At 62.9% G+C, this 12,213-nt stretch carries 13 protein-coding genes; 9 read left to right on the top strand and 4 right to left on the bottom strand.

The window, feature by feature from the left end; all coding sequences use genetic code 11:
- Positions 1-5: 5 nt before the first annotated feature.
- The 9 genes from FHT69_RS11780 to FHT69_RS11740 all read left to right on the top strand — a co-directional run bounded on the left by FHT69_RS11780 (position 6) and on the right by FHT69_RS11740 (position 8,048).
- Positions 6-959 carry a substrate-binding domain-containing protein gene (locus FHT69_RS11780; RefSeq protein ID WP_063476117.1) on the top strand — a complete coding sequence of 318 codons (954 nt, stop codon included), beginning with the start codon at positions 6-8 and terminating at the stop codon, positions 957-959.
- Positions 956-1,777 carry an ATP-binding cassette domain-containing protein gene (locus tag FHT69_RS11775; protein WP_047613142.1) on the top strand — a complete coding sequence of 274 codons (822 nt, stop codon included), beginning with the start codon at positions 956-958 and terminating at the stop codon, positions 1,775-1,777. The genes FHT69_RS11780 and FHT69_RS11775 overlap by 4 nt, the downstream gene beginning before the upstream one ends.
- A complete protein-coding gene (locus tag FHT69_RS11770; RefSeq protein WP_063476118.1) occupies positions 1,774-2,778 on the top strand; it encodes an ABC transporter permease in 1,005 nt (334 codons plus the stop codon). The genes FHT69_RS11775 and FHT69_RS11770 overlap by 4 nt, the downstream gene beginning before the upstream one ends.
- A gap of 4 nt (positions 2,779-2,782) precedes the next feature.
- Complete coding sequence (locus FHT69_RS11765; RefSeq protein ID WP_063476119.1) at positions 2,783-3,862, top strand: phosphotriesterase; 1,080 nt, start codon at positions 2,783-2,785, stop codon at positions 3,860-3,862.
- 36 nt (positions 3,863-3,898) lie between these two features.
- Positions 3,899-4,672 (top strand): glutamine amidotransferase, encoded by a 774-nt coding sequence (locus FHT69_RS11760; RefSeq protein WP_063476120.1) that lies wholly within the window; start codon positions 3,899-3,901, stop codon positions 4,670-4,672.
- Positions 4,673-4,707: 35 nt separating this feature from the next.
- Positions 4,708-5,550, top strand: coding sequence for a BtpA/SgcQ family protein (locus tag FHT69_RS11755; protein WP_063476121.1), 843 nt, complete (start codon positions 4,708-4,710; stop codon positions 5,548-5,550).
- Positions 5,551-5,552: 2 nt separating this feature from the next.
- Entirely contained in the window at positions 5,553-6,200 is a 648-nt protein-coding gene (locus FHT69_RS11750) for a TenA family protein (protein WP_063476122.1), read from the top strand.
- 23 nt (positions 6,201-6,223) lie between these two features.
- Positions 6,224-7,117 (top strand): ribokinase, encoded by an 894-nt coding sequence (locus FHT69_RS11745; RefSeq protein ID WP_063476123.1) that lies wholly within the window; start codon positions 6,224-6,226, stop codon positions 7,115-7,117.
- 97 nt (positions 7,118-7,214) lie between these two features.
- Positions 7,215-8,048, top strand: coding sequence for an inositol monophosphatase family protein (locus FHT69_RS11740; protein ID WP_063476124.1), 834 nt, complete (start codon positions 7,215-7,217; stop codon positions 8,046-8,048).
- 19 nt (positions 8,049-8,067) lie between these two features.
- Here the strand turns inward: FHT69_RS11740 and FHT69_RS11735 are convergent, their stop codons facing one another.
- Genes FHT69_RS11735 through FHT69_RS11720 form a run of 4 tightly spaced genes read right to left on the bottom strand, consistent with a single transcriptional unit; the run spans position 8,068 to position 12,041 of the window.
- Complete coding sequence (locus FHT69_RS11735; protein ID WP_063476125.1) at positions 8,068-9,147, bottom strand: ABC transporter ATP-binding protein; 1,080 nt, start codon at positions 9,145-9,147, stop codon at positions 8,068-8,070.
- A 34-nt stretch (positions 9,148-9,181) separates the two neighbouring features.
- Positions 9,182-10,009 (bottom strand): ABC transporter permease, encoded by an 828-nt coding sequence (locus FHT69_RS11730; protein ID WP_183905401.1) that lies wholly within the window; start codon positions 10,007-10,009, stop codon positions 9,182-9,184.
- Positions 10,006-10,896, bottom strand: a complete 891-nt coding sequence (locus FHT69_RS11725; protein ID WP_063476127.1) for an ABC transporter permease — start codon at positions 10,894-10,896, stop codon at positions 10,006-10,008. The genes FHT69_RS11730 and FHT69_RS11725 overlap by 4 nt, the downstream gene beginning before the upstream one ends.
- Positions 10,896-12,041 (bottom strand): extracellular solute-binding protein, encoded by a 1,146-nt coding sequence (locus tag FHT69_RS11720; protein WP_063476128.1) that lies wholly within the window; start codon positions 12,039-12,041, stop codon positions 10,896-10,898. The genes FHT69_RS11725 and FHT69_RS11720 overlap by 1 nt, the downstream gene beginning before the upstream one ends.
- Positions 12,042-12,213: the final 172 nt, after the last annotated feature.

Below are 12,213 nucleotides of genomic sequence, written 5' to 3'. Positions count from 1 at the left end.
AGAACATGACATTGAATATGACGAGACGAACGATGATCGCAGCCGCCAGCTTCACGGCATTGACCTTTATCGGCCTGTCCAGCGCCGCGGCACAGGAAAAGAAGACCATCGCATTGGTGCAGATCAACCAGCAGGCGCTTTTCTTCAATCAGATGAATGAGGGCGCCCAGAAGGCGGCCGACGCCGCCGGCGTCAAACTGGTGATCTTCAACGCCAACAACGAGACAACAGCGCAGAACAGCGCCATCGAAACCTACGTCCAGGAAAAGGTCTCCGGCCTTGCCGTCGTGGCGATCGACGTCAACGGCATCATGCCGGCGGTCAAGCAGGCCGCCGATGCCGGCATTCCGGTCGTCGCCATCGACGCGATCCTGCCTGATGGTCCGCAGAAGGCGCAGATCGGTGTGGACAATGCCGCAGCCGGCGCCGACATGGGCAAATACTTCCTCGACTACGTCAAGGCGAACATGGGCGGCAAGGCCAAGCTCGGCGTCGTCGGCGCGCTGAACTCCTTCATCCAGAACATCCGCCAGGAGGGCTTCGAGAAGACCCTGAAAGGCGTCGACGGCATCGAAATGGCCGGCGTCGTCGACGGCCAGAACATCCAGGACAACGCTCTTGCGGCGGCCGAAAACCTGATCACTGCCAATCCTGACCTGACCGCGATCTACGCCACTGGCGAACCGGCCCTGATGGGAGCGATCGCCGCCGTCCAGAGCCAGGGCAAGCAGGACAAGATCAAGGTATTCGGCTGGGATCTGACTGCCGAAGCCATTGCCGGCATCGATGCCGGCTTCGTCGTCGCGGTCGTCCAGCAGGATCCGGCCGCAATGGGCGGTGCCGCCGTCGACGCGCTCGTCAAGGCTTCGGCCGGCGAAGCCGTCACCAAGACGATCTCTGTGCCGATCACCATCGTGACCAAGGAGAATGTCGAGCCGTATCGGGCCGTCTTCAAATGATCGAAAGCGGACAGCGTGACATCGCTGCCGCCGGTTCCGGAGGGGTCGCATCCTCCGGAACCGGAACATCCGGCGGCCCCCGATCCGACCCGCGCATCTCGCTGCGCGGCATCCGCAAGTCCTTCGGCTCGCACCAGGCCCTGCGCGGTGTCGATCTCGACATCTTCCCCGGCGAATGCCTGGGGCTTGTCGGCGATAACGCCGCCGGCAAGTCGACGCTGACGAAAATCATCTCGGGAACCTACATTCCCGATGCCGGCACCATCACCATGGAAGGCGAGGAGGTTCGCTTCTCCGGTCCCGCGGATGCGCGCGGCAGAAACATCGAAATGGTGTTCCAGGATCTCAGCCTGTGCGACCACATCGATGTCGTCGGCAATCTCTTCCTCGGCCGCGAACTCAGCCGCGGGCCGTTTCTCGACACCAGGACGATGCTGTCGGAAGCCCGCAAGATGCTGGATTCGCTTGAGATCCGTATCCCGAGACTGACCGGCAAGGTCGCCCAGCTCTCCGGCGGACAGCGTCAGGCGATCGCCATCGCACGCGCCGCCTCCTTCAAGCCGAAGGTGCTGATCATGGACGAGCCGACGTCAGCGCTTGCCGTCGCCGAGGTCGAGGCGGTTCTGGCCCTGATCAACCGCGTCAAGGCGAACGGGGTCTCGGTGATCCTCATCACCCACCGGCTGCAGGACCTCTTCCGGGTCTGCGACCGCATTGCGGTGATGTACGAGGGCACGAAGGTGGCCGAACGGCAGATCGGCAGCACCAACCTTGAGGATCTCGTTCATTTGATCGTCGGTGAAGGAGCCAGGCAATGACGGCTTATACGGAACGCGGCCATGGTTCGCGCGTCGCCGATTTCTTCGGCGAACATGCGCAGGTCCTGTCGATCGCCATCTTCTTCCTGGCCTGCATGATCTTCTTCTCGATCGGCAGTGAAACCTTCTTCACGCTCGGCAACATCCTGAACATCGTCCGGCAGGCGGCACCCATCCTGATCGTCGCCATCGCCATGACCTTCGTCATCATCACCGGCGGCATCGATCTCTCGGTCGGCTCGCAGGTCGCCCTCGTCAATGCGGTCGCGGCGATCGTCATGGCGATGGGGATACCCTGGCCATCCGTCGTCATCGGCATGCTCGTGCTGGGCGCCTTCATGGGGCTGGTCCAGGGCTGGTTCACCGCCTATCAGGGCATTCCAGCCTTCATCGTGACGCTCGCTGGCCTCTCGATCCTGCGCGGCCTGGCGCTCTATCTGACCCAGGGCTATTCCATCCCGATCAAGGACGCGCCGGGCTTCTTCGCGCTCGGCCGGGGCGAAATCCTCAGCTTCCCGATCCCGGCAATCATCGCCGTCATCATCGCCATTCTCGGCTATGTCGTCATCACCGCGACCAAATACGGCCGGCAGGTCGTGGCGGTCGGCTCCAACATGGAAGCGGCGCGGCGTGTCGGCATGCCCGCCAAATGGATCATCGCCTCGGTCTATATCATCTCCGGCGTCGCCTGCGCGGTCGCCGGCCTGCTGATTGCCGCCCGGCTCGGTTCCGGCTCGTCCAATGCCGCTGTCGGCTTCGAGCTGCAGGTGATCGCTGCCGTGGTGCTCGGCGGAACGTCACTGATGGGCGGACGCGGCACCATCCTCGGCACCGTACTCGGCACGCTGACCATCGCCGTCATCGGCAACGGCCTGATCCTGATGCACATATCGCCGTTCTTCACCCAGATCGTTACCGGTGCCATCATCCTCGTCGCCATCTGGCTGAACACGCGCATCTTCACGGCCAATTTCCATTTCGGAATGCGCAGGAAAGGATGAGGCGATGAGCGAGCAGACAGCTGAGAGCCTCTCCGAAGCGCATATCCGATCCGGCAAGGTGATGACCGTCACCGGCCCCGTTTCGGCCGATGCGCTCGGCGTGACACTGATGCACGAGCATATCCTCAACGACTGCCGCTGCTGGTGGCATGCGCCGAAGACCCCGGAGCGGCAATATCTCGCCGAAAGCTTCGTCTGCATGGAGATCCTCGGCGAACTCCGGCAGGATCCCTTCGTCAACAAGCACAATATCACGCTCGACGACGAACATCTGGCGATCTCCGAACTCCAGGATTTCGCAACAGCCGGCGGCCGCACGGTGGTGGAGCCGACCTGCAAGGGCATCGGCCGCAATCCGCTGGCGCTGCGGCGCATCTCGAAAGCATCCGGTCTGAACATCGTGATGGGGGCGGGTTATTACCTCGGTTCCTCGCATCCGGAAGGCGTCGCGGCAATGGGGGTCGATGACATCGCGCGGGAAATTGTTCGCGAGGCGAGGGAAGGCGTCGACGGCACCGACGTCAGGATCGGCCTGATCGGCGAGATCGGCGTCTCCTCGGATTTCACCGCCGAGGAAGAGAAATCGCTGCGCGGCGCGGCGCGGGCGCAGGTGCTGACCGGACTTCCCCTGATGGTGCATCTGCCGGGCTGGTTCCGTCTCGGCCATCGCGTTCTCGACGTGGTCGCCGAAGAAGGGGCAAATCTCCGCCACACCGTGCTTTGCCACATGAACCCGTCGCATGACGACATCGCCTATCAGAGCGAGCTGGCGGAGCGCGGCTCCTTCATCGAATACGACATGATCGGCATGGATTTCTTCTATGCCGACCAGCAGGTGCAATGCCCGAGCGACGAGCAGGCGGCGCGCGCGATCGTGCGTCTCATCGAGGCTGGTTATCTCGACCGGATTTTGCTGTCGCACGACGTCTTTCTGAAGATGATGCTGACGCATTACGGCGGCAACGGCTACGCCTACATCCTTCGCCACTTCCTTCCCCGTCTTCAGCGCCACGGCCTCGACAGGACGGTTCTCGACGAGATGATGCGCAGCAATCCGCGCCGCGTCTTTTGTGCCGGAGCCTAGCTCCACCAATTCAATCGATCACAGGTACGGCAGACCATGACAAAAAAAATCCTCCTTGTCGGCGAGAGCTGGGTCAGCTCCGCCACGCACTACAAAGGCTTCGATCAGTTCGGCAGCGTCACCTTCCATCTCGGCGCCGAACCGCTGGTCAAGGCACTCGCGGGCAGCGCCTTCGAGCTCACCTATATGCCGGCGCACGAGGCGGTGGAGAAATTCCCCTTCGAGATGACCGGGCTCGACGCCTATGACGCCATCATCCTCTCCGATATAGGCGCCAATTCGCTGCTGCTGCCGCCGGACGTGTGGCTGCACTCACGCACCGTGCCGAACCGGCTGAAACTTCTGAAGGCCTGGGTGGAGAAGGGCGGCGGCCTGCTGATGGTCGGCGGCTATTTCTCCTTCCAGGGCATCGACGGCAAGGCACGCTGGCGGCGTACCCCGGTCGAAGACACGCTGCCCGTCACGTGCCTGCCTTACGACGACCGCGTCGAAATCCCCGAGGGAACCGTCGCCGAAGTGGTGAAGCCTGAGCATCCGACGATGCGGGGTCTCGAAGGCGCCTGGCCGGTGCTTCTCGGCGTCAACGAGGTCGAAGTGCGCGACCGGGCCGATGTCGAGATCGTTGCACGCCTGCCTGACGATCAGGGCGGCCATCCGCTGCTCGTCCTCGGCACGCATGGTGCTGGGCGGACGGCCGCCTGGACGTCGGATATCGGCCCGCACTGGCTGTCGCCTGCCTTCTGCGAATGGGAAGGTTATGGCCGGCTCTGGAAAAACATCCTCGGCTGGCTCACCGAAAAGCAGGCGTGATGCCTGCACGCGGGGCGAATTGGAAAGGGAATGACATGCAGGAAATTTCAGACAGGCCGTCCAACGCCATCCGGGACATCTTCGGCAGGGACAAGGTTCTGATCGGCATGATCCATTGCCCGGCCTTTCCGGGCGCCCCCCGCTATAGGGGTGCGGCAATGGACGCGATCTACGATGCGTGCATGCGTGACGCCGAAGCCTGCGTGGAAGGCGGCCTGCATGGGCTGATCATCGAAAATCATGGCGACGTGCCGTTCTCGAAGCCCGAAGATATCGGCCCCGAGACGACGGGTTTCATGTCCGTCGTCACCGACCGGATCGCCCGCGCAGCCGGCATCCCGCTTGGTATCAACGTGCTGGCCAACGCGCCGATCCCGGCTTTCGCCATCGCCATGGCCGGCGGGGCCAAATTCATCCGCGTCAATCAATGGGCCAATGCCTATGTCGCCAATGAAGGTTTCATGGAGGGCAGGGCGGCCGAAGCCATGCGCTACCGCTCGCTGCTCAGGGCCGAGCAAATCAAGGTCTTCGCCGACAGCCACGTCAAGCATGGCAGCCACGCCATCGTCGCCGACCGCTCGATCCAGGAACTGACGCGCGACCTCGCCTTCTTCGATGCCGATGGCGTCATCGCCACCGGCCAGCGAACCGGCCATTCGGCGACGATGGGGGAGATCGAGGAGATCGGCGCCGCCACGCATCTGCCGCTGCTCGTCGGCTCCGGCGTCAACAAGGACAATATCGTCGATATTCTGAGCCGCACCAATGGCGTCATCGTCGCCTCCTCGCTGAAGCACGGCGGCGTCTGGTGGAACCCTGTCGATATCGAACGCGTGCGGGCCTTCCGGGCAGCAGCCGAGCCGGGACTGGAGGGCTGAGCATGGCGGCAGAGAGCCTTTCGGCCCGCATCCTGCGCGAGAACGATGCCGTCTTCCGCGCGATGCTGAGCCACCGCTTCGTCGAGGACGTCAAAAGCGGCACGTTGAGCAGGGAGGCTTTCGAACGGTACCTCGTCTATGAAGGCGCTTTCGTCGACAGCGCCATCTCGATCTTTGCCTATGCGGCGGCGACCGCCAGGACGATGGCGCAGAAGCGCTGGCTGATCGCGGTTCTCGATGCGCTTGCCAACGAGCAGATCAGCTATTTCGAACGCACCTTCGCCAGCCGCGGCATCGATCCCTCGTCCTTCGACACCGGCATCGCCGAGGTCGAGGCCTTTCGCGCCGGCATGTTGGAGATCGCCCGCCGAGGCGGCTTCCTCGACACCGTCTCGGCGATGTTTGCAGCCGAGTGGATGTACTGGACCTGGTCGAAGGAAGCCGCCAATTGCCCGATCGGCGATCCGCTGCTGAAGGAATGGGTCGACCTGCATGTCGATCCGAATTTTGCCGCCCAGGCGCAATGGCTGAAGAATGAACTCGACATGGCAGGAGAAACGCTGGAAGAGGATGAAAAAGCGCGGCTCAGCGCGATCTTCGGCCGGGCGATGCAGCTCGAGATCGATTTTCACGATGCCCCTTACCTTTAGCTTCACCTTGCGAAAGCAGATGCATGCGCGCCTATATAGTCGGTAACGTCGCCATCGACGAAACCATCGCCGTTTCCGAACTTCCCCTCATCGGTGCCTCCATCCTCGGCAATGCCGGTGGCAGCGATCTCGGCGGCAAGGGTACGAACCAGGCTGTTGTCATGGCCCGCTGCGGCGTTCCGACAACGCTGGTGGCGCCTATTGGCAGGGATGCGCGGGCCGATACGATCCGCCATTACCTCGCCGACGAGCCGCTTCGGAGTGACCTGATCGAAATGGACGGTGTATCGAGTGATGTCTCGATCATCTTCCGGCTGCCCGGCGGCGAAAATGCCATCGTCACGACGACGGAATCGGCGCAGAGCCTGTCCCTCTCCCATGTCAGGCGGATCCTGTCGACGGCCGGTCCCGGCGATCTGATGATGCTGCAGGGCAATCTGTCCGACCAGACGACCCGCGACATCCTCGAACATGCAAGAGCGATCGGCATGGTCACCGCCTTCAATCCCTCGCCGGTGCGTTCCTATTTCTCCGATCTCTGGCACCTCATCGACATCGCCTTCCTCAACAAGGGTGAGGCACAGGCTTTGACGGGAACGACAGGTGGGGATGCTGCCGAATATCTGCTCGGCCGGGGTCTGCGTGAAATCGTCCTGACGCTGGGCGGAGACGGCGCGACGCTCGTGAACCGGAACGGCAGCATCGACGTGCCGGCCCGCGCCTGCGATGTTGTGGATACGACGGGTGCGGGCGATACCTTCATGGCCGCAGCCCTGGCATCCTGCGCGTTGCGCGATCAGCGGCTGGACAGGCTGGCCATCGAGCACGCGGCCGCAGCCGCAGCCATCACCGTCTCAAGGCATGGAACGAGAAAGGCGTTTCCGACCATTTCCGAGCTTGAAGCGATCCTGAGATAACCGCCCCGCTATGGCGGGCAGCTTCATAAAACCATCATCAGCCTCTGCGAAGGGATGGGCTTCTCGCGATTCCCTCCGTTACATCCGGACATTCCCCATGACATCACTCTCAATTTCCGCGCGTCTTTCCCCGACTGCCTCGTCCCGCCTCGTCGTGCTTGCCGAAACGGCATTGAAGGCGGGCGAAACCGCCCGCGGCTCGTTGCGGCGGCGGACATCCCAGGAAATGCTCGCCAAGGCGCCGCGCGACTATCAGACTGAAATCGATGTGGCCGTCGAGCGGATCATCGTCGACGAGATGACGATAGCCTTCCCGGACTATGCCATCCAGGGCGAGGAAGCCGTCGGCAACCGCACGGCCGCTCCGGAGACGCCGATCATCTATATCGACCCGATCGACGGCACCACCAATTACGCCTGGGGCATTCCGCATTTCGGCATGACGATCTCGATCGTCGAAAACGGCAGGCTGGTCATGGGCGTCGTCTATGACGCCATGCAGGACGAACTCTTCAGCGCCGAAATCGGCGGCGGCGCCTATCTCAACGGCGAACGCATCCGCTGCGCCAATGTCGGCGACATCGAGAACGTGCTTGTCGGCGCCGGCCTGCCGATCCCCGGCCAGGTCAAGGCGGTTGCCGAAGACACCTATTTCGACGCCATCAAACGCCTGATGGCCAACACGGCAGGCGTGCGCCGCCTCGGCTCGGCGGCGCTGTCGATCGCCTATGTCGCCTGCGGCCGTCTGGACGGGTTCTTCGAAGACGGGCTCGCGATCCATGATTTCGGCGCGTCAGCGCTGCTGGTCGAAGAGGCGGGCGGCATCGTCACCCGGTTTTCCGGGACCGAAATCGACGGGCGAGGCGATATACTGGCTGCCAGCAAGGCGCTGCACCCCTGGCTACTGGAAGGTTTCCAGAGCAAGGCGTGAACCTGCGTATTCCAGCGGTTTAAACCCGCTGGAGCGCCTCGATCTCGGCTTTGGCGGCGGCCGGCATCGACTGATGGGCAAGTTCATTGTCGCGGAAGACAAAAAAGCTGGCGAGGCGCGGTTCGACCCTCATCCCGGCCCGGATCCGATCGTCCGGCGCCACCATCGCCTTCAGGCGGGTGCCGTCGGCAAGATCGACATCGACCATCTTGTGGGTGCCGAAATCGACGATGCGATGGACAGTCGCGGCCTCCGCCCGATCCGAGGGACGGATCGTCAACGCTTCCGGGCGGGCTGCCAGCGTCACCGGCCCATCCTCGATGGGGATTGCAAGCGGGAAGAGCGGATGTTCGCAGACCCCATTTCTGGTGCGCCCCTGGACGAAATTCATCGAGCCGATGAAGCCGGCGACGAAAGCGGTCTGGGGCTGCCGGTAGATGGTGCTCGGCGGCGCAATCTGTTCGGTGCGCCCATCGCGCATGACGACGATGCGGTCGGCGAGCGCCAAGGCTTCATCTTGGCCGTGGGTGACGAAGAGCGTGGTGATGCCGAGGCGCTGCTGGATATCTCGCACCTCCTCCCGCAGCCTTTCGCGTAAGTGCTGGTCAAGGCTGGCGAAGGGCTCGTCGAGCAAAAGGATCTTCGGCTCGAGCACCAGCGAGCGGGCAAGGGCGACACGCTGCTGCTGGCCGCCGGACAATTGCGTCGTCATCCGCCTGCTGTAATCGGCAAGGCCGACCAGCGCCAATGCGCTCTCGACACGCTCGCGGATTTCCGCCTTCGGCAGCCGGCGCAGCTTCAGGCCGAAGGCGATATTGTTGAAGACATCCATGTGCGTCCAGAGCGCATGGCTCTGGAACACCATGCCGGTCGGGCGCCGCTCGGGCGGCAGCGTCGTCACATCCTTCGCGTCGATGCGGATCGTCCCGCCGCTTGGGCGCTCGAAGCCGCCGATCATTCTGAGCAGCGTCGACTTGCCGGAGCCGGATGGGCCGAGCAGGCAGACGAGCTCGCCGTCGCCGACTTCGAGCGAGAAGTCGCGAACGGCAAAACTGGTCCCGAACAGTTTCGAAACGCCCTCGATCGCCAGATGTGCCATTCTCAAACCCTTCCCTGGACTGACGCGTGGTATTTCATGCGCCGAAACCTCTCGCAAAGGCGCCGGTGCCGATCACGCGGCGCGCAAACATCAGCGCGATGAAGGACGGCACCCACAGCATGACCGAGAGCACGGCGCCGTATTGCACGACGATCTGGTTGTTGATGAAGCTGATCATCAGCACCGGCATGGTGCGGATTTGAGGCGCGCCGATCAGCCAGGCGCCTTCGGTCTCGTAGAAGGTGCCGACGAAGGTCAAAAGCAGCGCCGCTGATATCGTCGGGGCCGCCTGTGGCAGGGTGATCGACCAGAAGACGCGCAGCGGTGTGGCGCCGGCATCGCGCGCCGCCTCTTCCATGCGCCGGTCGACATTCTGGAAAGCGGCGACCGGGATCCAGATCATCAGCATCAGCGTGCCGACGAGCTGGATCAGCACGACGCCCCAGAAGGTGCTGATCAGGCCGAGCTGCAGGAAGATGCCGGCAATAGCGACGAGCAGGCCGAATTTCGGAAAGGCATGCGATGCGAGGAACGACAGGAACAGAATGTTCCTGCCGGGAAAACGCATGCGCGCGAAGGCGTAAGCCGCGGGAAGGCAGATGACGGCGGAAAGAATGGTCACCGTCGTCGTCAGCCGCAGGCTGAGGAAGAGCGCGTCCCAGACATCCCGCCGCGCCAGCGTCTGCCCCCAGAAACGCAGGCCGAACTGCTGCGGGATGACCGAGGGATAACGCCAGACTTCGGTGAAGGCCCATGTGCCGACGACGATCAACGGCAGCGCGATGAACAGCGTCAGCAGGCACGCGAAGAGCAAACCGATCCAGTCGAAGCGAAGATCCATGCTCGATCTGCCGGTCGTCATAGCTGGGCCTCGCGGTTGCGGGCGATCGACCGGATGTAGAAAATGCCGAAAACCAGGCAGAAGCCGAATGTGATGACGGCCTGGGTCATGGCATCAAGCGGGTCGTTCATATCGGCGAAGGTGCGCTGCATGAACGGCCCCATCATCTCCGGCGATGCCGAGCCGAGCACATAGGGTAGGGTGAAGGCGGAAAAGATGCCAAGCACCGCAAAGGACGCCGTCACCAGCAGCGAATTGCCCATGCGCGGCAGGATGATCGCGATGAACACCCGAAACGGCCTTGCGCCGACATCGCGGGCGGCCTCGACGGCGCTGTTCGAGATGGAGGAGAGCCCGGCCGTCAGCATCAGCACCGTCAGCGGAAGATTGTCCCAGACAAGGCCGATGACCGGTCCCCACGGGGTCAGATAGGGCGTGCGCAGCTTGGGCAGGCCGACTGAATTCAGCAGCAGGTCGACGGTGCCGTTCGGCCCGATCGTCCGGATCAGCGCATAGGCGAGGATGATCGACGGCACGAACATCGGGAAGATCGCAAGAGCCTGCACATAGGCGGCAAGACGCCCCTGCGAGAAGCGAAGGTAAAGCGCGATCGGAAGGCCGATCGCCAGAAGCAGGATGCCGCAGACGGCGGTCGTCCAGAGCGTCAGCCAGAGATTGCCGAGGCTGTAGCCGTCGGTGAAGAAGAAGCGATAGGAGGCAAGCGAGACTTCTGTCGCTCCGTCAGGACCGCGAACGAAGATGGTGCCGACGACCGCCGAAAAGATCGGAAAGATGATCAGCCATGCGAGCAGGAAGACCGGCAGGGCGACGAGGAGGAGCCCGATGGAGCTCCCCATGTTGATGGACGGGTGACGGCTGGAAACCGCCGGCGCAGTGTCGGTGGACATCAGGTTCGGCTGATGCCCGGAGCGACGTTGCGGTACCAGCCGTCGGCGATTGCCTTTTCCCAGTCGCCGCCCGGGAAGGTCGGGATGGTCGATGGAATGACGTCGGCATATTTCTTGCGGAGATCGTCGGAGATATGGTCCCAGGAGATACCGGGGAAGCCGCCGATCTGAGTGATGATCGCTTCCTGCATTTCCTTCGTCAGCATGAAGGCGGCCAGCTTCAGCGCCGCATCCTTGTTGGCGCCGTTCGAGAACACCGTGATGCCGGAAAAGCCGCCGCAAAGGGCGAGATCGGAAAGCTGCACGAGGCCGGTCGTCTCCGGCAGCACGCCCTGGGAGATCGCCTGCAGCACCTGGTCGGACCAGACCGGGACCATGGTGACGACGCCCTGGGCGAGCAGCTGGATCGACTGGGTGTTGCCGGCGGTATAGGCGCCCTTGTCGTAGAGCGAGGGAGCGAGGTCGTTGAGGATCTTCCAGGCCGGCGTCAGCGCTTCGGTGGCAAAGTCGGCGGTGAAATTGTCGATCTTGAACTTCTTCGGATCGCGGCCATTGGCCTCGTGGATCGCGCGGCGGACGAAGTTGCCGCCGGAGCCGCCCTTGTCCGGACGGTTGTAGATGAACTGGCCGGGATTGGCCTTGATCCATGCGGTGAGCTGCTCCCAGCTCTTCGGTGCATCCTTCGGATCGAGCTTGGTGGTGTCGTAGGCGAGAAGCACCTGCGAACCGCGGTAGGGAAGCGAGTAAGGGGTATCGAAGGCAAGCGGATTGATATGGTCGTAGCCTTCGATATTCTCGGCGGAGAACTTGACCCAGAGGCCGGCATCGATGCCGCCGGACGGCAGGCGCGGATCGAACACCTCGAACAGGTCGGCCTGCGGATCGGTCTTCGTCTTCAGTGCGGCGAGCGCACGGTCGGCGATGGCGCGCAAACCGTTATTGTCGCCGGCATCGGTCACCTTCAGGGCAACGCCTGGATGCGCCTTTTCGAAGGCGGGGCGGATGGTGTTGTTCCAGAGGTCGACGATATTGGCATCCGAACCGCTGTAGAGATCGATCGTGCCGGCCGCGGCCGATGCGAACCGCGGAAGAGCCAGCAGACCGGCTGCAGCTGATGATGTGATCAGAAATTCGCGTCTATTCATAACCCGTCTCCATCAGGTGTCGAGGCTCAGCCTCCGCAGGAATGTTCAAGGCCTTGCTAGCGCCGGCGCGTAACATCGACATGACAGATCGGGCGTATCTGAGGGAAATTGCACAGCTGTGCTGAATTCCGCCGTATGGAAATCTTCGGCGGGAAACACTATCTCTCGGCAA

This window comes from Rhizobium sp. BK008 (assembly GCF_014197345.1).
Taxonomy (GTDB): domain Bacteria; phylum Pseudomonadota; class Alphaproteobacteria; order Rhizobiales; family Rhizobiaceae; genus Rhizobium; species Rhizobium anhuiense.
This window is presented reverse-complemented; position numbering and strand designations above follow the sequence as displayed.

What these genes read in the sequence shown, in the direction of transcription:
- FHT69_RS11780 (WP_063476117.1), top strand. Translation starts at nt 6, where the DNA reads ATGACATTGAATATGACGAGACGAACGATGATCGCAGCCGCCAGCTTC.
- FHT69_RS11775 (WP_047613142.1), top strand. Translation starts at nt 956, where the DNA reads ATGATCGAAAGCGGACAGCGTGACATCGCTGCCGCCGGTTCCGGAGGG.
- FHT69_RS11770 (WP_063476118.1), top strand. Translation starts at nt 1,774, where the DNA reads ATGACGGCTTATACGGAACGCGGCCATGGTTCGCGCGTCGCCGATTTC.
- FHT69_RS11765 (WP_063476119.1), top strand. Translation starts at nt 2,783, where the DNA reads ATGAGCGAGCAGACAGCTGAGAGCCTCTCCGAAGCGCATATCCGATCC.
- FHT69_RS11760 (WP_063476120.1), top strand. Translation starts at nt 3,899, where the DNA reads ATGACAAAAAAAATCCTCCTTGTCGGCGAGAGCTGGGTCAGCTCCGCC.
- FHT69_RS11755 (WP_063476121.1), top strand. Translation starts at nt 4,708, where the DNA reads ATGCAGGAAATTTCAGACAGGCCGTCCAACGCCATCCGGGACATCTTC.
- FHT69_RS11750 (WP_063476122.1), top strand. Translation starts at nt 5,553, where the DNA reads ATGGCGGCAGAGAGCCTTTCGGCCCGCATCCTGCGCGAGAACGATGCC.
- FHT69_RS11745 (WP_063476123.1), top strand. Translation starts at nt 6,224, where the DNA reads ATGCGCGCCTATATAGTCGGTAACGTCGCCATCGACGAAACCATCGCC.
- FHT69_RS11740 (WP_063476124.1), top strand. Translation starts at nt 7,215, where the DNA reads ATGACATCACTCTCAATTTCCGCGCGTCTTTCCCCGACTGCCTCGTCC.
- FHT69_RS11735 (WP_063476125.1), bottom strand. Translation starts at nt 9,147, where the DNA reads ATGGCACATCTGGCGATCGAGGGCGTTTCGAAACTGTTCGGGACCAGT.
- FHT69_RS11730 (WP_183905401.1), bottom strand. Translation starts at nt 10,009, where the DNA reads ATGACGACCGGCAGATCGAGCATGGATCTTCGCTTCGACTGGATCGGT.
- FHT69_RS11725 (WP_063476127.1), bottom strand. Translation starts at nt 10,896, where the DNA reads ATGTCCACCGACACTGCGCCGGCGGTTTCCAGCCGTCACCCGTCCATC.
- FHT69_RS11720 (WP_063476128.1), bottom strand. Translation starts at nt 12,041, where the DNA reads ATGAATAGACGCGAATTTCTGATCACATCATCAGCTGCAGCCGGTCTG.